The organism is Microbispora sp. H10949 (genome assembly GCF_014161435.1).
Classification (GTDB): Bacteria; Actinomycetota; Actinomycetes; order Streptosporangiales; family Streptosporangiaceae; genus Microbispora; species Microbispora triticiradicis.
In genome coordinates this window covers 202,769-221,587 of the sequence record NZ_JABBWZ010000008.1, presented here as the reverse complement: position 1 = coordinate 221,587, position 18,819 = coordinate 202,769, and the positions used below count along the sequence as shown (strand labels likewise).

Sequence of the window (18,819 nt, the reverse complement as noted above, 5' to 3'; positions counted from 1 at the left end):
TCGCGCGGGACCCGGCCATCCGGGGGGAAGGCAAGGTGCTGACCGCGACCGGAGCACCGACTGGGTCCTCGGCACCTCGGCGTGCGTCCGTGCCCAGGTGAGCCTGGGACGCCTACACCACCGACCCCGCCCAGCGGGCCGAGAGCACCGCCTCCCACTGCGCGCCTGCGCGCGCCGCGACAGTGCAGGCCGTCGCCGTCCTCAGGACCGCCCTGAACACCGGAAAGGCACCCGCATGAGCGAGCAGCCCGTCATCGTCCTGGTCCACGGCGCCTTCGCCGAGTCTGCCTCCTGGAACCGCGTCATCCGGCGCCTGCACGGTCACGGCCTGTCCGCCGTCGCCGCGGCCAACCCGCTGCGCAGTGTCGAGGGCGACGCCGCGTACGTGCGCGACGTGATCGCCGGCCTCGGCCGCCCGGTCGTCCTGGTCGGCCACTCGTACGGCGGCATGGTCGTCACCCAGGCCGCGGCCGGTCACCCGGCCGTACGCGCCCTGGTCTACGTCGCGGCCTTCGCCCCCGAGCCCGGCGAGAGCGCGTTCCTGCTGACCGGCAGGTTCGAGGGCAGCACCCTGGCAACGGCGCTGGAGGCCTACCCGGTCGTCTCCGGCGGCAACGAGTTCCGCATCGCGGCGGACAGGTTCCACCACCAGTTCTGCGCCGACCTCGACGCCGGCGAGGCCGCCCTGATGGCGGCGACCCAGCGGCCGGTGACCGAGCGGGCGCTGACCGGCGCGCTGACGGCGGACGAGCCCGCCTGGCGCACCATTCCGTCCTGGTTCGTCCACGGCGAGCGCGATCTCAGCATCCCGGCCGCGGCGCTGCGCTTCATGGCCGAGCGCGCCGGCGCCCGCAGGACCAGGGAGATCGCGGGCGCGTCACACGCGGTCGCCGCGTCGCAGCCCGACGCCGTGACCGCCGTCATCCGCGACGCCGCCGGTCACGCGCGGCGGTGAGATCGACTTTTCCGGCACCGACCGGCCGGCCGCTACGGCGACCGTGTCCGCCGACCGGGCGACACCGTGGTCTTCGACCCGACCGAGCCGTCCTTCGTGGACTGCCCGGGTCCGCGGGTCCTGATCTCGACCGCGCGGCGGGCCGTCGCCGGCGACAAGGAGGCGGGGGCCGCGGAGGCGGAGACCGTGGAGGTGGGGACCGCGGAGAGACCTACGGGGCTGTCACGAACGCGGCGGCTGTCCGGTCCTATCGGACGACCGGTCGCACACCTGAGATCGACAACGGAGGTAGAGCTCTTATGACACATCCGGAACCACGCGGGACCATCGCCGTTCCCGGTCCGGCGGGGATCGACACGCTCGACGGTCTGCGTGAGCACCTGCAGTGGGCGGTCGAGCTGGAACACGCGACGCTGCCGTCGTACCTGTGCGCGCTGTACTCCCTGCGGCCGGAGGACAATCCGGAGGCCGTGGAGGTGGTGGGCAGCGTCTTCGCCGAGGAGATGCTGCACCTGGCGCTGGCGGCGAACCTGCTCAACGCCGTCGGAGGCCGGCCGCGTCTCGACATGCCCGGGATGCTGCCGCCGTACCCCCGGCGGCTGCCCCACAGCGACCTGGAACTGTCGCTGCTCCCGTTCGGCCCGGAGGCCCTGGAGATGTTCCTGCGCCTGGAACGGCCGGCGCCGCCCGGCGCCCCGGCGCAGGGCGACGGCTACGAGACCATCGGGCAGTTCTACGAGGCGATCGAACAGGGACTGCGCCGGCTGTGCGAGCGGCTCGGCGAACGGGAGGTCTTCTGCGGCGACCCCGCCCGCCAGGTGAACAGCGGGCATTTCCGGCACACCACGGGCCGGCTGTTCGCGGTGGAGGATCTGGAGTCGGCGCTGGGTGCGCTGAAGGAGATCGTCGAAGAGGGCGAGGGCTCGGCCCGGGGCGAGGTCTGGGACGGGGACCAGGACGTCTTCCACCCCGACCGCGACGAGGTCGCGCACTACTACCGCTTCCAGGAACTCAAACTCGGCCGGCGCTACCGGCGGGGCGACACCCCGCAGTCCGGGCCGACCGGCGAGCCGATCTCCGTGGACCCGGCCGCCGTACGCCCGATGCGGCCCAACCCGCGGCTGTCCGACCACGCCCCGGGCAGCGTCGTCCGGACCGCGCAGGAGGAGTTCAACCGCACCTACTGCACCCTGCTGAACCAGCTGGAGCAGGCCTTCGACGGCCTGCCGAAGCTGCTCGGGGCCGCCGTCGGCACCATGTACACGCTCAGGGCCCAGGCCGACGCCCTGTTGCTGCTGCCGGACGCGGACGGCGCCACCGCGGGCCCCACCTTCGAGTACGTGCCACCGGAGGCACGCTGGTGAGCGTCCCGCTCCCGGTCATGCGTACGCGAGCGTCGGCGTGACCACGGCGGGGGCGGTGCCTGTCCCGAAGGAGCGGCAGTCCCGGCCGCGCGCCTCCCGGCCAGCGTCCTGCCGCCACACATGTCCGCGCCGTCGCCCGGGTGGGGCTTGCGCGGCCCTCAACGGCAGGCCTGCCGCCTCTGCGCCGATGCGTGCGCGACACCTTCGCCGAGCAGTAGCGCGGCGACCGCCTCCGGGGCCTCGTGCATCGCGTCGTGGCCGGTCGGGAGGTCGTGGACCTGCCATGCGGGATCGGCTTGGAGCCGGGTGCGGAGCGCGGCGAACGGCGTCCGGTCCTCCCACCGCGAGCAGTAGACGAACTCCCGGCGAGGGACCCGGGCGAGCGCGCCCGTGAGCCGGATCGTCTGCAGGAACGAGGCGAGGGGATGGGGACGGCAGCGGGGATCGACGCCGTCCGGCGGCCGGACGGCGTAGCCGGTGGCCGCGGCGCCGGCCGCGAACGCCTCCCGGTAGCGCTCGGTCGTCGACGACCAGCACGACTCGCCGTCGCGCGGTACGTAGGCGTCGAGATGCACCAGTCGTGAGACCCGGCCGCCGGCGCGGTCGGCGGCGGCGGCGATCACCATCCCGCCGTAGCTGTGGCCGACCAGCGTCGCGCCGGTGATGCGGGCGCGATCGAGGAGGCGCAACACGTCGTCGGCGTGCGTGTCGAGGTTGGCGGCCGCGACCGTCGCGTCGTCGTCGTCCGGCCGCAGACCGGTCAGGGTCAGGGCGTGAACGGCATGACCGGCACCCTCCAGCAGCGGAACCACCTCCTCGAACGACCAGGAGCCGTGCCAACCGCCGGGCACGAGGACGAACGTCGCCATGCGTGTCTCCTCCTCTCTCAAGCCGCGGCATCGAGCCACGCCGCCTCGACGACGTGTGGTCCGGCCGGGCGCTCCGCGCGGCCGGGGACCACTCCGCATGAACACGGTGCCACCGGATCACGATGTGGCCGGCCACCGGCAGGACGCCGGCCGATGCCTCGTTCGCCGGCAACCCTGCCTGATCGCCGGTGCGATGTCACATACGCGGCCGCACCGGAAGGGCGGATCCGCCGCCGTTTACACAATCTTCATTTGCCCGATGGCGGGGCGTACCCCGCCTCCCGCGGCCCCGAGAGACCTTTTGAGCAGGTACGACCGCACCTCGCGGAAGTCGTCGGCGAAGCCCGACAAAAAAGGTCAATTTGCATAACTACGACCTGCTATTTCCGGATTTATCGCTATTAGCGAATGTCCGAGCTGTCTGACTGCTCCGTTCGTGTCCAGCCCCCTCTCCTGGCCGGAGCAGCAGGCAGAAGGGGACGCTCGTGAGACGAGCCTTCGCCGCCCTCGCCACCGCCCTCGGCGCCCTGTCCCTCCTCCTCACCCTGACCACCGGCCCCTCCCTCGCCACCCCGCCGAACATCCCGTCCGCGAGCACCGCCGCCTCCCGGCTGGCCTCACTCACCGTGGCCGCCGAGTCGCACCAGTCGACCTACAACCGCGACCTCTTCCCGCACTGGATCACCGTCTCGGGCGCCTGCAACACCCGCGAGCAGGTGCTCAAGCGGGACGGCAGCGGCGTGGTGACCGACTCGAGCTGCGCCTCCGTCTCCGGAAGCTGGTACAGCCCGTACGACGGAGCGACCTGGCACGCGGCCTCCGACGTCGACATCGACCACATGGTCCCCCTCGCCGAGGCGTGGCGGTCCGGTGCGTGGGCCTGGACCACCGCCCAGCGCCAGGCGTACGCCAACGACCTCGGCGGTCCCGAACTGTGGGCCGTCACCGACAACGTCAACCAGGCCAAGGGCGACCAGGACCCCACCACCTGGAAGCCGTCCCTGACCTCCTTCTGGTGCACCTACGCCCGCGCGTGGATCCAGGTGAAGTGGTACTACGGCCTCACCCTGCAGAGCGGCGAGAAGTCCGCCCTGACCACCATGCTCGGCTACTGCTGACCCGCTCCCCCGCTGCGGCGGCGCGCCGCCGCCGCAGCGCCGGGCGGCGCGTAAGTCGATGGCGGGGACAGGACCGGGTGTGGCACGGTGTGGACGTGTCTGAGCAGATCGCGCTGCCGCGCAGTGTGGACGAGGCGGTCGCCGCGGAGCAGGCGGGTCACGCCCTTCGTTACCTGTACTTCTGGGGTCACCGGCCCCCGCGCGACGGCGGCGTCGGCCCCGGCTGCCTGTCGCAGTGGTGGCCGGTCGCCTTCACCGAGGACGGCCACGTCTTCGCCTCCGCCGAGCACTACATGATGGCGCACAAGGCCTGGCTGTTCGGCGACGACCAGACCGCCGGGAAGATCCTCGCCGCCGGTCACCCGAACGAGGCCAAGACCCTCGGCCGCGCCGTACGCGACTTCGACGAGCAGGTCTGGAACGCCCACCGGTTCGAGATCGTGGTCCGCGGCAGCGTCGCGAAGTTCGGCCAGCACGCCGACCTGCGCCGCTTCCTCCTCGCGACCGCCGGCCGGGTGTTGGTGGAGGCCAGCCCGAACGACCGGATCTGGGGCATCGGCCTGACCGCCGGCGACGAACGCGCCGCCTCCCCCGCCACCTGGCAGGGCCTCAACCTGCTCGGCTTCGCCCTGATGACCGCCCGCGACATCCTCGCGACCGAGCCCTGAACACCGGGGCCCCTGAACACCGAGCCCTGACGCCGGCCACGGCCCCGGCGCAGGGGCGGCGGATCGGCGACCTAGGATCGGGGCATGCCCTTGACCGCGAGCGACGTCGACCGGTTCGAAGCGGCCAGGCCGCGCCTGGAGGCCATCGCCTACCGGCTACTCGGCTCCGCCGGGGAGGCAGAGGACGCCGTACAGGAGACGTTCCTGCGCTGGCAGGCCGCCGACGTCGACCGCGTCGAGGTTCCCGAGGCCTGGCTGACGAAGGTGCTCACCAACCTGTGCCTCAACCTGCTCACCTCCGCGCGGGCGCGCCGCGAGACCTATGTGGGCCAGTGGCTGCCGGAGCCGCTGCTCGCCGGAGACCCGATGCTCGGCCCGGCCGACACCGCCGAGCAGCGCGAGTCGGTCTCGTACGCGGTCCTCACCCTCATGGAGCGCCTCTCCCCCAGTGAGCGGGCCGTGTACGTGCTGCGGGAGGCCTTCGGCTACCCGCACCGGGACATCGCCGAGATCCTCGACATCACCGAGGCCGCCAGCCAGCAGATCTTCCACCGCGCCAGGAAGCACGTCGCGGACGGCAGGGCCCGGGCCGAGATCGACCAGGCCGCCGCCCGGCGGATCGTCGAGGAGTTCCTCGCGGCCGCCGCCAGCGGCCGGATCGAGCCGCTCGTACGCATGCTCACCGAGGACGCCGTCTCGATCGGCGACGGCGGCGGGAAGGTCCCCGCCCGGGCCAAGGCTTTCGAGGGCGCCATCGCGGTCGCGAAGTTCCTCCGGGGCCTGTTCAAACCCGGCGAGGCCAAGCGCGCCCTCGCCGGCGGCGCGCCCGGACTCTACGCGTCGACCGCCAACGGCGACCCCGCCGTCGTGGCCGTCGTGAACGGCCGGGTCGTCGGCGTCATGTGCCTGGAGGTCACCGCCGAGGGCATCGCCGCGTGCCGCAACCAGGTCAATCCCGACAAGCTCGAACGCGCCACGGCGCTCTGGGCGCTCGCCGACCACGGGGAGCCGCTGGCCACCGCCTTCTGAACCCGGTGTGAGGTGCTTCACATCGCGATCCTGTCAGCAAACGGCGCGCTGCCCGGTTCAAGGGGCAGATCACCACACGACAGGAGCAGGGACATGCAGCACCGCATCGTCGTCCTCGGCGCCGGATACGCCGGAGCCATCGCCGCCGGACGCCTCGCCAAGCGGCTCCGCCGCGAGGACGTCGCCATCACCCTCGTCAACGCCGAGCCCGACTTCGTCGAACGCGTCCGGATGCACCAGCTGGCGACCGGCCAGCGCCTCAAGCCCCGGCCGTTCGCCGAGATGTTCGCGGGCACCGGCGTCGAGGTGAGGATCGCGAAGGTCACCGGCGTCGACGTCGACCGCAGGACCGTCGCCGTCACCGGCGCGGACGGCGACGGAGAACTCGCCTACGACACGCTCGTCTACGCCCTCGGCAGCGGCTGGAATCCCCAGGGCGTCCCGGGAACCGCCGAGCACGCGTACGAGATCGCCGGCCGTCCCGGCGCGCTGCGGCTGCGCGAGCGCCTGGCCCGCCTCGGCGCCGGGCAGACCGTGGTCGTGGTCGGCGGGGGTCTCACCGGTGTGGAGGCCGCGACCGAGATCGCCGAGGCGCGACCGGACCTCCGCGTCGCCCTCGCCGCCCGAGACGGCCTCGGCGACTGGCTCTCGCCCAAGGGCCGCGAGCATCTGCGGAAGGTCTTCGGCAGGCTCGGGATCACCGTCCACGAGCACTTCACCGTCGGCTCCGTCGAGGCCGACCGCGTCGTCGCCGCCGACGGCACGGCCGTCCCGGCCGCGGTCACCGTGTGGGCCACCGGGTTCGCGGTCCACCCGATCGCGCAGGCGACCACCCTGGAAGTCAGCGAAACCGGACAGATCGTGGTCGACGGGACGCTGCGCTCGGTCTCGCACCCGGACGTGTACGCCGTCGGCGACGCGGCCATGGCGATGGGCCCCGGGAACAAGCCGCTGCGGATGTCGTGCGCCTCGGGCACCCCGAGCGCCTGGCAGGCGGCCGACGCGATCGCGGCTCGCCTGACCGGCGGCAAGCTTCCCCACGTGTCGATCCGCTACTTCAACCAGTGCGTCTCGCTGGGCCGCAAGGACGGTCTGATCCAGTTCGTCACCGCCGACGACCGAGCCGTGCCGGCGGCCCTGACCGGGCGGCTCGCCGCCCTCTACAAGGAACTGGTCTGCAAGGGCGCCGCCTGGGGCGTCGCCAACCCGACGCTCGGCATGCCGGCCCGGCGCCGCCCCGTCACCCACAAGCGGGCTGCGGCGGGCTCTGCCCTCAGGGAACCGGCGTAGCGCGCCCTGGGGCGGCCGTCGCGTCCTCCGCGACCGAAACTCCGGAACATGACCGCTTCGAAGCTCACTCCCGTGGATGACACAGGGCGATTCGGCAGCACTACAAGTAAGCAAGCGAATCTGCGGCGGAGCCGTAAATCAGAAACATTCAGTCCGAAACTGGCACAAACGATGCCTATATGGCAATTGAGGCAATTAGTGCTTGAATAGTCGATAGATCGCGAGATGGCCTTCTCGTACACCGGCTGGACGCGGCACGGGGCCACATGATCGCGCGGGACGAGGTGTGCCGAGAGGAGGTCCGGAGGGGGCGACGTCCCGGAGGCACCGCGTCACGGCGGTCCGACGTTCGCCGCATCTGGGGTTTCGATGGAGAACGCGTCGTTCGGAGTCGCACTCCGGGATCTACGCAGGGAACGCGGCCTGTCGCTGGCGTCGCTCTCGGCGCTGACCCACTACAGCAAGGGCTACCTGAGCAGGATCGAGACGGGCGAACGCCCGCCGACGCCGCTGGTGGCCAGACGCTGTGACGAGGTGCTCCGGGCCGAGGGAGCCCTCGCCGGGCTGGTGCCGGCGCGCCGCCGGCACCAGGACGGGTTCCGGCGTCCGGCGCAGCTTCCGGCCGCCCCCCGCGCCTTCGCCGGCCGCGCGGCCGCGCTGGCCGAACTCGACGACGCCCGGCGGAGCCATCAGATGGTGGTCGTCTCCGGCCCGGCCGGTGTCGGCAAGACGGCGACGGCGCTGTACTGGTCCCACCGCGCCGCCCCCCGGTTTCCCGACGGGTGCCTGTTCGCGGATCTGCGCGGCTTCGATCCGACCGGCGCTCCCGCCGAGCCCGCCGAGGTGCTCGCCCGCTTCCTCCGCGACCTCGGCTGCTCCCCCGCGTCCATACCCGCCGGTCTGGAGCCGCGCGCGGCCCGGCTGCGCACCCTGCTGGACGGCAGGCGCGTCCTGATCGTCGTCGACAACGCGGCGACGGCCGACCAGGTGCGCCCGCTGATCCCGGGCTCGGCCGGATGCCGGCTGGTGGTGACCAGCCGCAGCCGGTTGTCCGGCCTGGTCGCCAGGGACGGCGCCGCACGCCTCGTGCTCGCGCCGCTGCCGGAGTACGAGGCGCTGACCCAGCTCGGGGAGGCCATCGGCGACCGTCGTGTCGCGGAGGAGCCCGAGGCCGCGGCGGAGATCGCCAGGAGGTGCGGCTATCTTCCGCTGGCGCTTCGCATCGCGGCCGAACGGGCGCAGGCACGGCCGTCGGTGCGGCTGGCGGCCCTCGCCACCGAGCTCGCGGTCACCCGCGAGCGGTTGAACCTGCTGGCCACGACCGAGGACGAGGCGACCACGGTCCGCTCGGTGTTCTCCTGGTCCTACCGGGCGCTGCCGCCGGACGCCGCCCGCATGTTCCGGCTGCTCGGCCTGCACCGCGGCGCCGACCTCGGCGTTCCGGCGGCCGCCGCGCTGGCCGGGACCGGCCGCTCCCAGGCGCAGCGCCTGCTGGAGGCGCTGGCCGCCGTCCACCTGCTGGAGGAGGCCGACTCCGGGCGGTACCGCTTCCACGACCTGGTCCGGTTGTACGCCGCCGAGTGCGCCGAGGCCGACGAGTCCGCGGAGGAGCGGTCCGCGGCCGTACGCCGGCTGCTCGGGTGGTATCTGCACACCGCGGACGCCGCCGGCCGCCGGATCGATCCCCTGCGCCGCCGTGCGGAGTCCGGCCCTCCCGGCGAGCGGCCGAGCACGTTCGCCGGCTATGCCGAGGCGCTCGACTGGTTCGACGCCGAGCGCGCCAACCTGGCCGCCGTCGTACGGCACGCCGCCGGCACGGGCCACACCGTCCTCGCCTGGCGGCTGGCCGACGCCGGAGGGAGCTACTTCGTCCTGCGCAAGCCGTGGGCCGAATGGGTCTCGGCGTACCAGGCCGGTCTGACCGCCGCGCGGGACGGCAAGGACGAGGTGGGCGAGGCCTGGATGCTGGACGGTCTCGCCGCGGTCCACCGTGACCTGGGCAGTCTCGACGAGGCGCTGGAGTGCTGCGAGCAGGCTCTCGTGATCTGGCGGCGCGTGGGCGACCGCGCGGCCGAGTGCGCCTCCCTGAACGATCTCGGCGACATCTGCCGCACGTTCGGCCGTACGGCGACCGCGCTCGTCCGGTTGCGCGAGGCCCTCGCCCTGAGCCGTGAGATCGGCGGCGCGCGCGAGACGGCCACCGCGCTCGGCCGGATCGGCGAGACCTATCTGCGGATCGGTCAGATCGACCAGGCCCTCCGGTTCCTCTCCGACGCGCTCGCCGTGTTCACCAAGCTCGGTGACCGGAACGGCGAGGCGCGCGTGCTCGACACCATGGGCGTGGCCTACCAGACCCTCCGATGCGGCGACCGGGCCGTCGATCTCCTGCGCGCCGCGCTCCAGGTACGCCGTGAGCTGGGCGACCGGCACGGCGCGGCGACCACGCTGCTCCACCTCGGCGAGGTCTACCGCGACGTCCGCGAGGAGGCCCCCGCCCGGGTGGCGCTCCGTGAGGCGCTCACGATCTGCGAGGAGTCGGACGACCCGCGCGTCGGCCGGTTGCGGGAACTGCTCGGCGACCGTCGCGGGGACGCGCTGCCGTGACGCCCGCCCCCGCATGAGGAGCCGTCCTCACGCGTGCCTTCTGGAGAAGAGGCGGGCGCCGAGCACCAGGCAGACCACGGCGGTGACGACGGCGACCGCGGCGCCCGTCACGACGACCGAACCGGTGTAGTCGCCGTAGAGGGCGGTGCGCATGCCGTCCACGATGTAACGGAACGGCGTGAGCCGGGAGATGACGTCGAGCCACGCGGGCGCGAGGGTCATCGGAAGCAGGATCCCGGAGAGGAGCAGCAGCGGGATGGCCGCCACGTTCAGCAGGGGCGTGAACGACTCCTCGTTGCGCACGAGCAGGCCGAGCCCGTGTGACAGGGCGGACAGCCCGACCGCGATGGCCGCGACGAAGAGGAACATCAGGAGGAGGCCGACCAACGGCGCGCGCAGGCCGAACACGTACGCCACGGCGAGCAGGACCACCGTCTGGACGAGCAGGACCACGGTGTCCCGCATGACCCGGCCGGCGAGCAGGGCGAAACGGCTCACCGGAGTGACCCGCATCCGCTCGAACACGCCCGAGCGCAGGTCGGCGATGATGGACAGGCCGGCGAACAGAGGGCCGAACAGGCCGAGCTGGATCAGCAGGCCGGGCACGAAGAAACGCCACGCCGCCCCGGCCGGCAGCCCGTCGACCCCGGCCCCGGCCACGCTGACCAGCAGCGGGCCGAGGAAGGCCAGGTAGAGCGCCGGCTGGAACAGGCCGATGATCGGCCACGCCGGGGAGCGCAGCGACAGCCGCATCTGCCTGACGAAGATCAGCGAACTCTCGGATATGAGGGACATGCACGCTCCTCTAAGGTCGGGGCCGCCGCCGCGCCGGGATCACGAGTGGTTCTCGTTCAGCGAGGATCCGGTCAGGGCGAGGAAGACGTCGTCCAGCGTCGGCCGGGCGATGTTGACGGATCGCAGGTCGAGGCCGGCCTGGTCCGCCGTGCGCATCAGCCAGACGAGCGCCTGCTCGCCGCCGCGCGCGGTCAGCCGTACGGTCTGCCCGGAGACGGCGATCTCGTCCAGGCCGGGGCACTCGGCGAGCACCGCCTTCGCGTGGTCGGCGTCGCCGCCGAGGGTCAGGCTGACCACGTCGCCGGAGATCCGGCGCTTGAGGGCGTCGGGGGTGCCCTCCGCGATGACCCGCCCGTGGTTCATCACCAGGATCCGGTCGCAGAGGGAGTCGGCCTCGTCGAGGTAGTGCGTGGTGAGGAAGACCGTGGTGCCGTGTTCGTCGCGCAGGCGGCGGATGTGCGTCCACAGGTCGCTGCGGCTCTGCGGGTCCAGGCCCACGGACGGCTCGTCCAGGAAGACCAGCGGCGGCTCGTGGACGAGCCCGAGGGCGATGTCGGTGCGCCGCCGCTGGCCGCCCGACAGCGTACGGATCGGCCGGTCCGCGAGGCCGGTGAGGTCGAGACGCTCGCACAGGTCGGCGGCCCGGCGCTCCGCGTCCTGTTTGCCGATCCCGTACAGCCGCGCCTGGAGGATCAGTTCCTCGGCCACCCGGCAGTTGCCGTCGGTGCCACCGGCCTGCGCCACGTAGCCGATGCGGCGGCGGACGCCGGCCGGGTCGGCGTCCACGTCGACGCCTACGACGGTCGCCCGGCCCGAGGTGGGCTTGAGCATCGTGGTCAGGATGCGCAGGGTGGTGGTCTTCCCGGCGCCGTTCGGCCCCAGGAATCCGATGATCTCGCCGGGACGGACCTCGAAGTCGACGCCCCGGACGGCCTCGACCGTTCTGCCGCCGACGGTGAACGTGCGGGTAAGTCCGGTGGCCTGGATGATGGGCACGGCCGCTCCTGATGTGCTCACGACCAGGCCGCCGCGACGGCGACGACCAGGTCACCCTTGTGTGTGATGGAGACGTCGACGCCGCGGACGCCGGCGGCGTCGGCGGCCGTGCGGGCGGCGCCCTCCAGCGTGACCTCGGGGGCGCCGGAGAAGGCGCGGGCGACCACGATCTCGCGGGGCGCGACGCCCTGGAAGAGCCCCATCCGGAACACCTTGAGCACGGCCTCCTTGGCGGCGAACCGGCCGGCCAGGAACTCCCTGCCGCGCTCCTCCGACAGGCCCTTGGCCGCCGCGAGTTCCGCCGGGGCGAACGCGTAGTCGTCGAACCAGCGGCGGGCGCGCAGCCGGTCCAGTTCGCCGATGGACATCAGGTCGACACCGACACGCATCAGACCACCCCTTCGACCACACGTCCCGGGCGGACGTCCCGGTCTCGCGATGTGAAATAGTCGTCCCGCAACAGCCCCTGGAAGACGCCGCGGCGGTGGATGTTGCCGGTGCCCTCCATGAACTCGAAGGCCCGCACGTCCCGGTACAGCTTGTCCAGCCGGGGATGCTCGACCAGCGACGCCGGGCCGAGCAGCCGGGCCGCCAGCAGGGTGGCGTCCTCGGCGAGGCGCGCGGCGCGCATCTTGACGCCGCTGACCCGGAACGTGTTGGGCGACCCGGCGTCGATCTCCGCCGCGACGTCGCGGAGGAGGCGGCGCAGCCGGTTCAGCCGGTCGATCGTGCCGTCGACCTCGGCGCGGTCCGCGCCGGCGAGCGCGGGCCGCTGTTCCAGCACGTAGTCGCAGGCCGCCCGGCCCACGCCCAGGGCGAACGCGGCGACGCTGGGCCGGAACCACAGCATGGCCTGCAGCGCCCCCTGCAGCCCGCGCCGGCTGCGCGGCCGGTGGCGGCCGAGCACCCGCTCGGGCGGGATGCGCATCCCGTCGAAGCGCAGCCGGCTGATCCGCGCGCCGCGCAACCCGATGATCGGGAGCGTCTCGGCGTGGAATCCGGGGTCGCCGGTGTCCACCATGACGGCCTCGATGCCCCACGGTCCCGAGGCCCGGCGGCAGAACACCACACCGACCCGCGCGTGCGCGCCGTTGCCGATGTACATCTTCTCGCCGCTCAGCACCCAGCCGTCGCCGGAGGGATCGGGGTCCAGGCGGGCCGTGAGCTCGGTCGCCGCCGAGCCCTTCTCCGGTTCGGTCAGCGCGAAGAAGGCCCACGTGGGCCAGTCGGAGGTCCGGCCGAAGAACCAGTCCTGCTGCGCCTCGTCGGCCAGGGCCCGCAGGACCACCGTCGACAGGGCGGGCCCCGGGCTGGCCAGCGTCATGCCCGGATCGCCGTACGCGAGCCACTCCGCCGCGAGGATCCACTCGGCGCACGAGGCCTCCGCGGGCACGAAGGACGGCAGGAGGTCGTCGTGGCGGGCGAACCGCGCCGGGGTGAGCATGTGCTGCTGGAGCCGTACGGCGGGCAGGTGGAGGAACCGGTGGATGGCGTCCGGATCGGCGTCGAGCTCCGCGCCCGGTTCGCGCAGCTCCCGCGCGGCCTCCCGGAAGTACTGTTCGAGCGCGTCCATCCGCTCGCCGCGCGTGTCCAGGGCGTACGGCGCGGTCTCAGGCATGGTGGTCCTCCGTCTCCGGCCGTACGCGGTGGTCCGGGCCGGGCTGGAGGTAGACGTTCCCCGCCACCTCGGCCAGGTAGAGGTCGGCGCCGGGTCCCTCGGCGAGCATGCCGTATCCGCCCAGGAGGCGGAGCAGGACCCGGCCGGTGCTGGTCAGGCGCTGGTGGCGGGCCCAGCGGACGTCTCGGCCGGTCTCCTCCTCCGGTTCCGCCGCCTCCTCCTGCAACTCCATCGCGACGTCGGCCAGGTCGGCCTGGAGCTGCGGCCGTGCCAGCAGGCTGGTGCCCTCGCTGACCCGTTCGCCCAGGCGGGTGATCGTGTGCGCCAGCGTCCGGCGGAGCACGGTGTGCTGCAGCGCGAGCAGGCCCTCGGCGAACCGGGCGGCCGTCGCGTCGTCGCGGGCGCTGCCGGCGGACGCGGGCACGCACGCGAGCCCGAAGCGGCTGAACCCGCCCGGCCCGGCCACGCCGAGCGCCTCCGCCGAGGCGAGGACGCATCCGGACGGCGAGGCGACGAACCCGCCGGACGTCACGTCGGCGTGCAGGGCGTCGAGCAGGGGCGGGTAGCTCCCGAGAACGGCTGTGGTCATCGGCGCTCTCCCCCGGTGGCGGCCTCGCGGCGGGTGAACGTGGCGACGTGGCTGATCCCGGTGCGCGGATCGGTGTCGCCGAGCACGATCGTCCGGTAGGCGGCGCCCCATTCGGCGTGGTGCCTGGCGAACTCCAGCCAGACCCCGGTGCAGTAGGAGCCGGGCGGCGCCTGGTGGGCCTTCGGCCCGGCCGGGCCCGTCTCGGCGGCGGCGGCCCACGAACCGGTCACCACCAGCCGTTCCCCGGGGTCGGAGCCCTCCGGCAGCCCGGGCGGCTCGTCGAGCAGGGCGGCGAGATCCCGGTTCGGCCCCGCCGAGGCGAGCCCGGCCAGTTCCCAGCCGCCCGCGCCGCCGAGCACCAGCAGCACCGCCGAGTCCACCAGGTCGCCGTCCTGGACGAACGGCTCCGGGTAGGGATACGTCGTCTGCTCGACGACCAGCACGGCGGCGCTGTGGCAGCGGCCGGACCGCAGATAGGCGCCGGCGATCCGCAGTGCCGTGAACGGTGCGCCGAGCCCCTGCTCGGAGACCGCGAAACTCATGGACCGGCCACCGAGCACGTGACCGAGGTGCGCCGCCAGGGTCTTCTCCGGCGCGTGCGGGTCGGGCAGCGCGTACGCGACGATCAGCAGGTCCGGGCCGGGCAGCGGGCCGGGGGCCGCCCGCAGCACCCCCTCGGCGAGCTCCAGGAAGGTCGCGTTGCTCCCGCCCGCCGCGAACGACGTGTCGAAACGCATCCCGTACGGGGCGAGCACACCCTCGTTGAACTCGGCGATGTCGGGTTCGAAGTGGCACGGACGGGTGGTACGCGGCACGTAGGCGACCGCGGTCTCCAGTGACAGGGCCATGACGGTGCGTCAGCCGGCGTTGCCGGTGGAGACGAGGTCCACGAGCCCCTGGAGGTAGTCGACCAGGGTGCCGATGGTGCGGAAGCTGTCCATGTCGAGACCCTCGGGGTCGATCTCGACGACCATCGTGTCCTCCACGGCCATGAGCAGTTCGAGGATCGACGTGGAGTCGAGCTGAAGGTCGTCGAACAGCCGGGTGTCCTCCGTCACGTCGGGCACGTCACGCTGGAGCACCTCGCCGACGGCCCGGACGACCGCTGCCACTATCTCGGATCGGTTCATTGCCGGTCTTCCCTTCTCACTGTGGGACTGTTCACTGCGCGACAGGCTGTGCGACTCGCTGTACGGCGGTCGGCTCCGCCGCGGGCCCGGCGGCCGGGCCCGGCCGGTCGACGAGGACCTGCCTGCCCAGCAGGTCCTCGACGGTGTCGCGGTGCCGGACGAGATGCGCGGTGCCGCCGGAGACGAGGACCTCGGCCGGGTATCCGTGGCTGAGGAACAGCACCGGGGACGACGTGGGCCCGTAGGCGCCCGAGCGCTCGACCCCGATCAGGTCGCCGGGCCGCACCTCGGGCAGGGCCACCTTGCGGCCGAGCACGTCGTCGGGGGTGCACAGCGGGCCGGTGATGGTGTAGCGGCGGTCGGCGAGCTCCCCGGGGTGGTCGATCGACCGGATGGGGAAGTTGCGCTTGACGAAGCTGCCCACCCCGACGGCGGCCATGTGGTGGTTCATCCCGCCGTCGGTGACGACGAACCACTCCCCCTTCGACTGCTTCACGTACCTGGCCCGGACGACGTACGTGCCGGAGCGGCCCGCGAGGTAGCGGCCGAGTTCCATGATCACCCGGCAGTCCGGGTGTTCCGCGGCGAACTCCCCGACGACCGCGTTGACCCCGTCGGTCAGCCGGTCGAGGTCGAGGTCCTTCTCGTTCTCGAAGTACGCGATGCCGAGACCTCCGCCGATGTCGACGGTCTCGAGCGGGAAGCCGAGCGTGGCGCTCAGCTCGCGCGCGGCGGCGAGGATGCCGGCGGTGTTCTGGACGACGCCGTCCTCGTCGAGGATGCGGGTGCCCATGTACGCGTGGATCCCGGTGACGCGCACGTTGCGCAGCGCGCGCAGCGCCGGCGCGCTCTCCAGCAGCAGTTCGTGGTCGATGCCGAACTGCCGGGGCTTGCCGCCCATCGACAGGCGGGCCCCCTTGGTGGTGAACGCCGGGTTGACCCGCAGCAGGACGCGGGTCCCGGGCCGGCTGAGCCGGTCGAGCGCGGCCAGCTCTTCGAGCGACTCGCAGACGACGGCCGCGATGCCGTCCTCCAGGCAGGCCCGGAGTTCGCCCTCGGACTTGCCCGGCCCGAGGAAGATGACGTCCTCCGGCGCCGCGCCGGCCCACCGCGCCGTCGCGAGCTCCGCCATCGAGGAGACCTCGAGGCCGGCGCCGAGCGACCGCATGACGGAGCAGACGCTGACGTTCGGGTTGGCCTTGGCCGAGTAGAAGATGTCGACGGCGGGATGCAGGCGCCGCCGGAGCTCCGTGTAGGCGTCGGTCAGCACATCGGCGTCGTAGATGTACAGAGGGGTGCCGAACCGGTCGGCGAGATCGGCGACCGGAATGCCCTGCACGGCGTACGCGTCGGTCATGAGTCCTCCCTGGGCTGGATCACGCCGGCGAGAGCGGCCTGTACGGCCCTGTCGAGCGCGGTCAGCCGGTCGTGGTCAGGAGCGGTGAGCAGGGTGTAGAGCCGGCCCTGGTGCGGCGTGCCGTCACCTGTGCCGGCGTTGCCGGTGCCGATGTTCACCGTGCCGAAGCAGGTGACGATCAACCGGCCGCCGGACGCCGGGAACAGCAGCGGGCCGAGGACCCGGCGCAGGTCGTCGAAGACGAGCGGCGCCGCGGACCGCACCGGGTAGTGCCGGGCGAGGGCGACGTGACCGGGGGCGTGGAAGCGCTCGGTCATCCCACCCTGGTAGGTCGACATGTTGAACCTGGCGTTGATCTCCAGGACGGGGTGGACCCGTTCGTCGTCCGCGACGATGGCGTCGATGCCCGCCACCCCGAAGAACCCGTCGGCGGCCAGCCGGCCGCCCACCTCCTCGGCGGCGCGGCGCAGCAGCGCGTGCTGGTCGTCGTTCAGGTCCGCGGGCATGAGGTGCCCCTGGTGGACGCCGCGCTCGGTCAGCGCCTGCTTGACGAAGTCGAGCCGCACGCCGCCACGGCGGTCGACGGTGATCTGGTAGTTGAGGTCGGCGCGCTTGGGGATCCAGTGCTCGACCACCAGCGCGACGCGGTCGTCGCCGGTGCGGGCCGCGCGCCGTTCCAGGATGCGCACCAGCCGGTCGGCCTTCGCCGCGGTGTCGAGCACGACCAGCCCCTTGCCGGAGACGCCGTACGCGTCCTTGACCACCACCGGTCCCGGGAGGCCGGCGGCCTGGGCGAGCGCGTGCCGCAGCTCGCCGAGCGTCTCGCAGCACCATCCGGGCACGGGGGGCAGCCCAAGCTCCTCGGTGATGCGGCGGCTGTAGATCTTGCTGTTCACCCGCTCGAACGTCGCGGCGTCCGGCACGGCCAGCGGCACCTGGGCGGAGACCGCCAGCTTCTCCTCGAACTCCGAGGTCCCCATGGGGATGAGCCGGGCGCCCCGCCGGCCGAGGGCGCTCAGCCGGTCGAGCGCCTGCGGCGAGTTCAGCAGGTCCTCAGCGGTCGACCTGTCCCCGGTCGTCGTCTCCGGCACGAGCACCGCCGGAAGGCCGATCCCGAGATCCTCGCCGAGGTAGCGGAGGTAACCCTGGTCGGGCGCGTTCTTGACGAGGATGACGTCGCCGGGCCCGGCGAGCAGGAGGCCGAGCTCCTCCATCCGCTGGACCACTTCCGTCGGCGCCGCCGCCGGCGCCGGTAGGCCGATGTGGTGGCGCGCCCACTGGGTCTCCACCTCGAAGTTGCACAGGAAGGCCAGTGGCGTGGCCGGATCCCCGGTCAGCGCGGTCTTGAGCCGCCGGAGGTAGTCGGTGCTCTCACGTGTCACAGCGTTGCCCCTATCCGCCGATCACCATCGCGGCGTACGTCGCGCCCAGGCCGACGGCGGCGAGCAGATACACACCGTCGTCGCGCAGCCGGCCCTCGTCACGCATGCTGGCGAGATTGATGAATGGGTCCGATCCGAAACAGTGGCCGAGCCGGGGAACGTTGTCGAGATAAATTCGCTCGACCCCGAAACCCAGTTCGCGGATTACGCTCCGCCACGACGAGTTGTTCACGTTGTGCGGCACGATCATCGTTATCTCCTCCGGCCTCAGGCCCGCCTCGTGAACGGCCTGGCGGAGGATCTCCACAACGGTCGGCGTGTAGGAGGTGAAGAAATCCGCGAGCACGTCGGGCTGCGGCCGGTACAGCTGCGCGTATTCGCCGCGCGTCCGCACCGCGTACGACCTGATGCGCCGGCCGGCGCCGCCCACACCGACCAGGCAGGCGGCCGACCCCTCCCCCATCAGCGTCGTGTTGGGGATCACGGAGAAGATCCGCGAGGTCGGCTTCTCACCGGTCACGACGAGCGCGCGCGCTCCCGCGTCACCGTCCGCCAGCAGCAGCTGCACGGCGACGTCGACGGCGGCGAGCCCGCTCGCGCAGTTCTGCTGCGTGACCGCGAACGCCTCGGCTTTCGGCAGGTCCAGCCTGCGGCAGAGCTCCTGAGCCGTGCTGACGTGCGCGGGCGCGACGTCCGGCGCGGTGTGCGCGTAGATCAGGTAGCGGATCCGGTCCCGGTCGGCCGCGGTGGGGACGAGCGCCCGGGCCGGGGTGCTCAGCAGGTCGATCAGGTCGAGGTCGGGGTCCATGGGCAGCCGTGCCAGGCCGTGGACGCGCTGGAACAGCCGGAGCTGGTGCCGGTTGATCCCCATCCGGTCGGCCACCTCCTCGATGGCGACCGACCGGCGCGGTACGAAACCCTGCACCGCCTCAATGGCCGGGACGGGGGCGGTGGGCATGACACGTGCCTCCACATGCGTCTTCGGATTCAAACGAAGCACACGCTAGGCCGAGCCACCCGGGATGGATATTGGGGTTTTCCCTACCATCACCCGC

Annotated in this window: 18 protein-coding genes; 7 read left to right on the top strand and 11 right to left on the bottom strand. The window is 72.7% G+C overall.

The features are described 5' to 3' along the window. Window positions 1-235: 235 nt before the first annotated feature. Together HHX40_RS22300 and HHX40_RS22295 are read left to right on the top strand one after the other, a co-directional pair. Window positions 236-955, top strand: a complete 720-nt coding sequence (locus tag HHX40_RS22300) for an alpha/beta fold hydrolase (protein WP_182882172.1) — start codon at window positions 236-238, stop codon at window positions 953-955. Window positions 956-1,254: 299 nt separating this feature from the next. Next, on the top strand, window positions 1,255-2,319 hold the full coding sequence (locus HHX40_RS22295; RefSeq protein ID WP_182882171.1) for a ferritin-like domain-containing protein: 1,065 nt from the start codon (window positions 1,255-1,257) through the stop codon (window positions 2,317-2,319). A gap of 158 nt (window positions 2,320-2,477) precedes the next feature. On the opposite strand, the gene HHX40_RS22290 is transcribed toward HHX40_RS22295, so the two are convergent. Next, a complete protein-coding gene (locus HHX40_RS22290) occupies window positions 2,478-3,188 on the bottom strand; it encodes an alpha/beta fold hydrolase (RefSeq protein ID WP_182882170.1) in 711 nt (236 codons plus the stop codon). A 485-nt stretch (window positions 3,189-3,673) separates the two neighbouring features. On the opposite strand from HHX40_RS22290, the gene HHX40_RS22285 reads away from it, so the two are divergent. From HHX40_RS22285 to HHX40_RS22265, 5 genes are all read left to right on the top strand, one after another. Next, on the top strand, window positions 3,674-4,306 hold the full coding sequence (locus HHX40_RS22285; RefSeq protein ID WP_111701588.1) for an HNH endonuclease family protein: 633 nt from the start codon (window positions 3,674-3,676) through the stop codon (window positions 4,304-4,306). 89 nt (window positions 4,307-4,395) lie between these two features. After that, window positions 4,396-4,974 (top strand): NADAR family protein, encoded by a 579-nt coding sequence (locus HHX40_RS22280; RefSeq protein WP_182882169.1) that lies wholly within the window; start codon window positions 4,396-4,398, stop codon window positions 4,972-4,974. Between the two features lie 84 nt (window positions 4,975-5,058). Further along, a complete protein-coding gene (gene sigJ, locus HHX40_RS22275) occupies window positions 5,059-6,003 on the top strand; it encodes an RNA polymerase sigma factor SigJ (RefSeq protein ID WP_182882168.1) in 945 nt (314 codons plus the stop codon). 93 nt (window positions 6,004-6,096) lie between these two features. Beyond that, window positions 6,097-7,293, top strand: a complete 1,197-nt coding sequence (locus tag HHX40_RS22270) for an NAD(P)/FAD-dependent oxidoreductase (RefSeq protein WP_182882167.1) — start codon at window positions 6,097-6,099, stop codon at window positions 7,291-7,293. A 369-nt stretch (window positions 7,294-7,662) separates the two neighbouring features. Continuing rightward, complete coding sequence (locus HHX40_RS22265; protein ID WP_182882166.1) at window positions 7,663-9,897, top strand: ATP-binding protein; 2,235 nt, start codon at window positions 7,663-7,665, stop codon at window positions 9,895-9,897. Window positions 9,898-9,924: 27 nt separating this feature from the next. Here the strand turns inward: HHX40_RS22265 and HHX40_RS22260 are convergent, their stop codons facing one another. From HHX40_RS22260 to HHX40_RS22215, 10 genes are read right to left on the bottom strand one after another with little or no spacing between them, the layout of a single operon-like run. Then, window positions 9,925-10,692 (bottom strand): ABC transporter permease, encoded by a 768-nt coding sequence (locus HHX40_RS22260; RefSeq protein ID WP_111701593.1) that lies wholly within the window; start codon window positions 10,690-10,692, stop codon window positions 9,925-9,927. 39 nt (window positions 10,693-10,731) lie between these two features. Beyond that, window positions 10,732-11,682 (bottom strand): ABC transporter ATP-binding protein, encoded by a 951-nt coding sequence (locus HHX40_RS22255; protein ID WP_182876468.1) that lies wholly within the window; start codon window positions 11,680-11,682, stop codon window positions 10,732-10,734. Window positions 11,683-11,705: 23 nt separating this feature from the next. After that, window positions 11,706-12,077 carry a holo-ACP synthase gene (locus tag HHX40_RS22250; RefSeq protein ID WP_111701594.1) on the bottom strand — a complete coding sequence of 124 codons (372 nt, stop codon included), beginning with the start codon at window positions 12,075-12,077 and terminating at the stop codon, window positions 11,706-11,708. Continuing rightward, complete coding sequence (locus tag HHX40_RS22245; RefSeq protein WP_220499449.1) at window positions 12,077-13,306, bottom strand: acyl-CoA dehydrogenase family protein; 1,230 nt, start codon at window positions 13,304-13,306, stop codon at window positions 12,077-12,079. Before HHX40_RS22245 ends, HHX40_RS22250 begins: the two co-directional genes overlap by 1 nt. Beyond that, window positions 13,299-13,895, bottom strand: a complete 597-nt coding sequence (locus tag HHX40_RS22240; protein WP_182882165.1) for a hypothetical protein — start codon at window positions 13,893-13,895, stop codon at window positions 13,299-13,301. Before HHX40_RS22240 ends, HHX40_RS22245 begins: the two co-directional genes overlap by 8 nt. After that, on the bottom strand, window positions 13,892-14,743 hold the full coding sequence (locus HHX40_RS22235) for a hypothetical protein (protein WP_182882164.1): 852 nt from the start codon (window positions 14,741-14,743) through the stop codon (window positions 13,892-13,894). Before HHX40_RS22235 ends, HHX40_RS22240 begins: the two co-directional genes overlap by 4 nt. Window positions 14,744-14,752: 9 nt before the next feature. After that, on the bottom strand, window positions 14,753-15,025 hold the full coding sequence (locus tag HHX40_RS22230; protein WP_111701597.1) for an acyl carrier protein: 273 nt from the start codon (window positions 15,023-15,025) through the stop codon (window positions 14,753-14,755). A 31-nt stretch (window positions 15,026-15,056) separates the two neighbouring features. Then, window positions 15,057-16,382, bottom strand: coding sequence for a type III PLP-dependent enzyme (locus HHX40_RS22225; protein ID WP_182882163.1), 1,326 nt, complete (start codon window positions 16,380-16,382; stop codon window positions 15,057-15,059). Continuing rightward, a complete protein-coding gene (locus HHX40_RS22220) occupies window positions 16,379-17,764 on the bottom strand; it encodes an ATP-grasp domain-containing protein (RefSeq protein ID WP_182882162.1) in 1,386 nt (461 codons plus the stop codon). Before HHX40_RS22220 ends, HHX40_RS22225 begins: the two co-directional genes overlap by 4 nt. A 10-nt stretch (window positions 17,765-17,774) precedes the next feature. Further along, window positions 17,775-18,722, bottom strand: coding sequence for a ketoacyl-ACP synthase III family protein (locus tag HHX40_RS22215; protein ID WP_182882161.1), 948 nt, complete (start codon window positions 18,720-18,722; stop codon window positions 17,775-17,777). Window positions 18,723-18,819 lie beyond the last annotated feature (97 nt).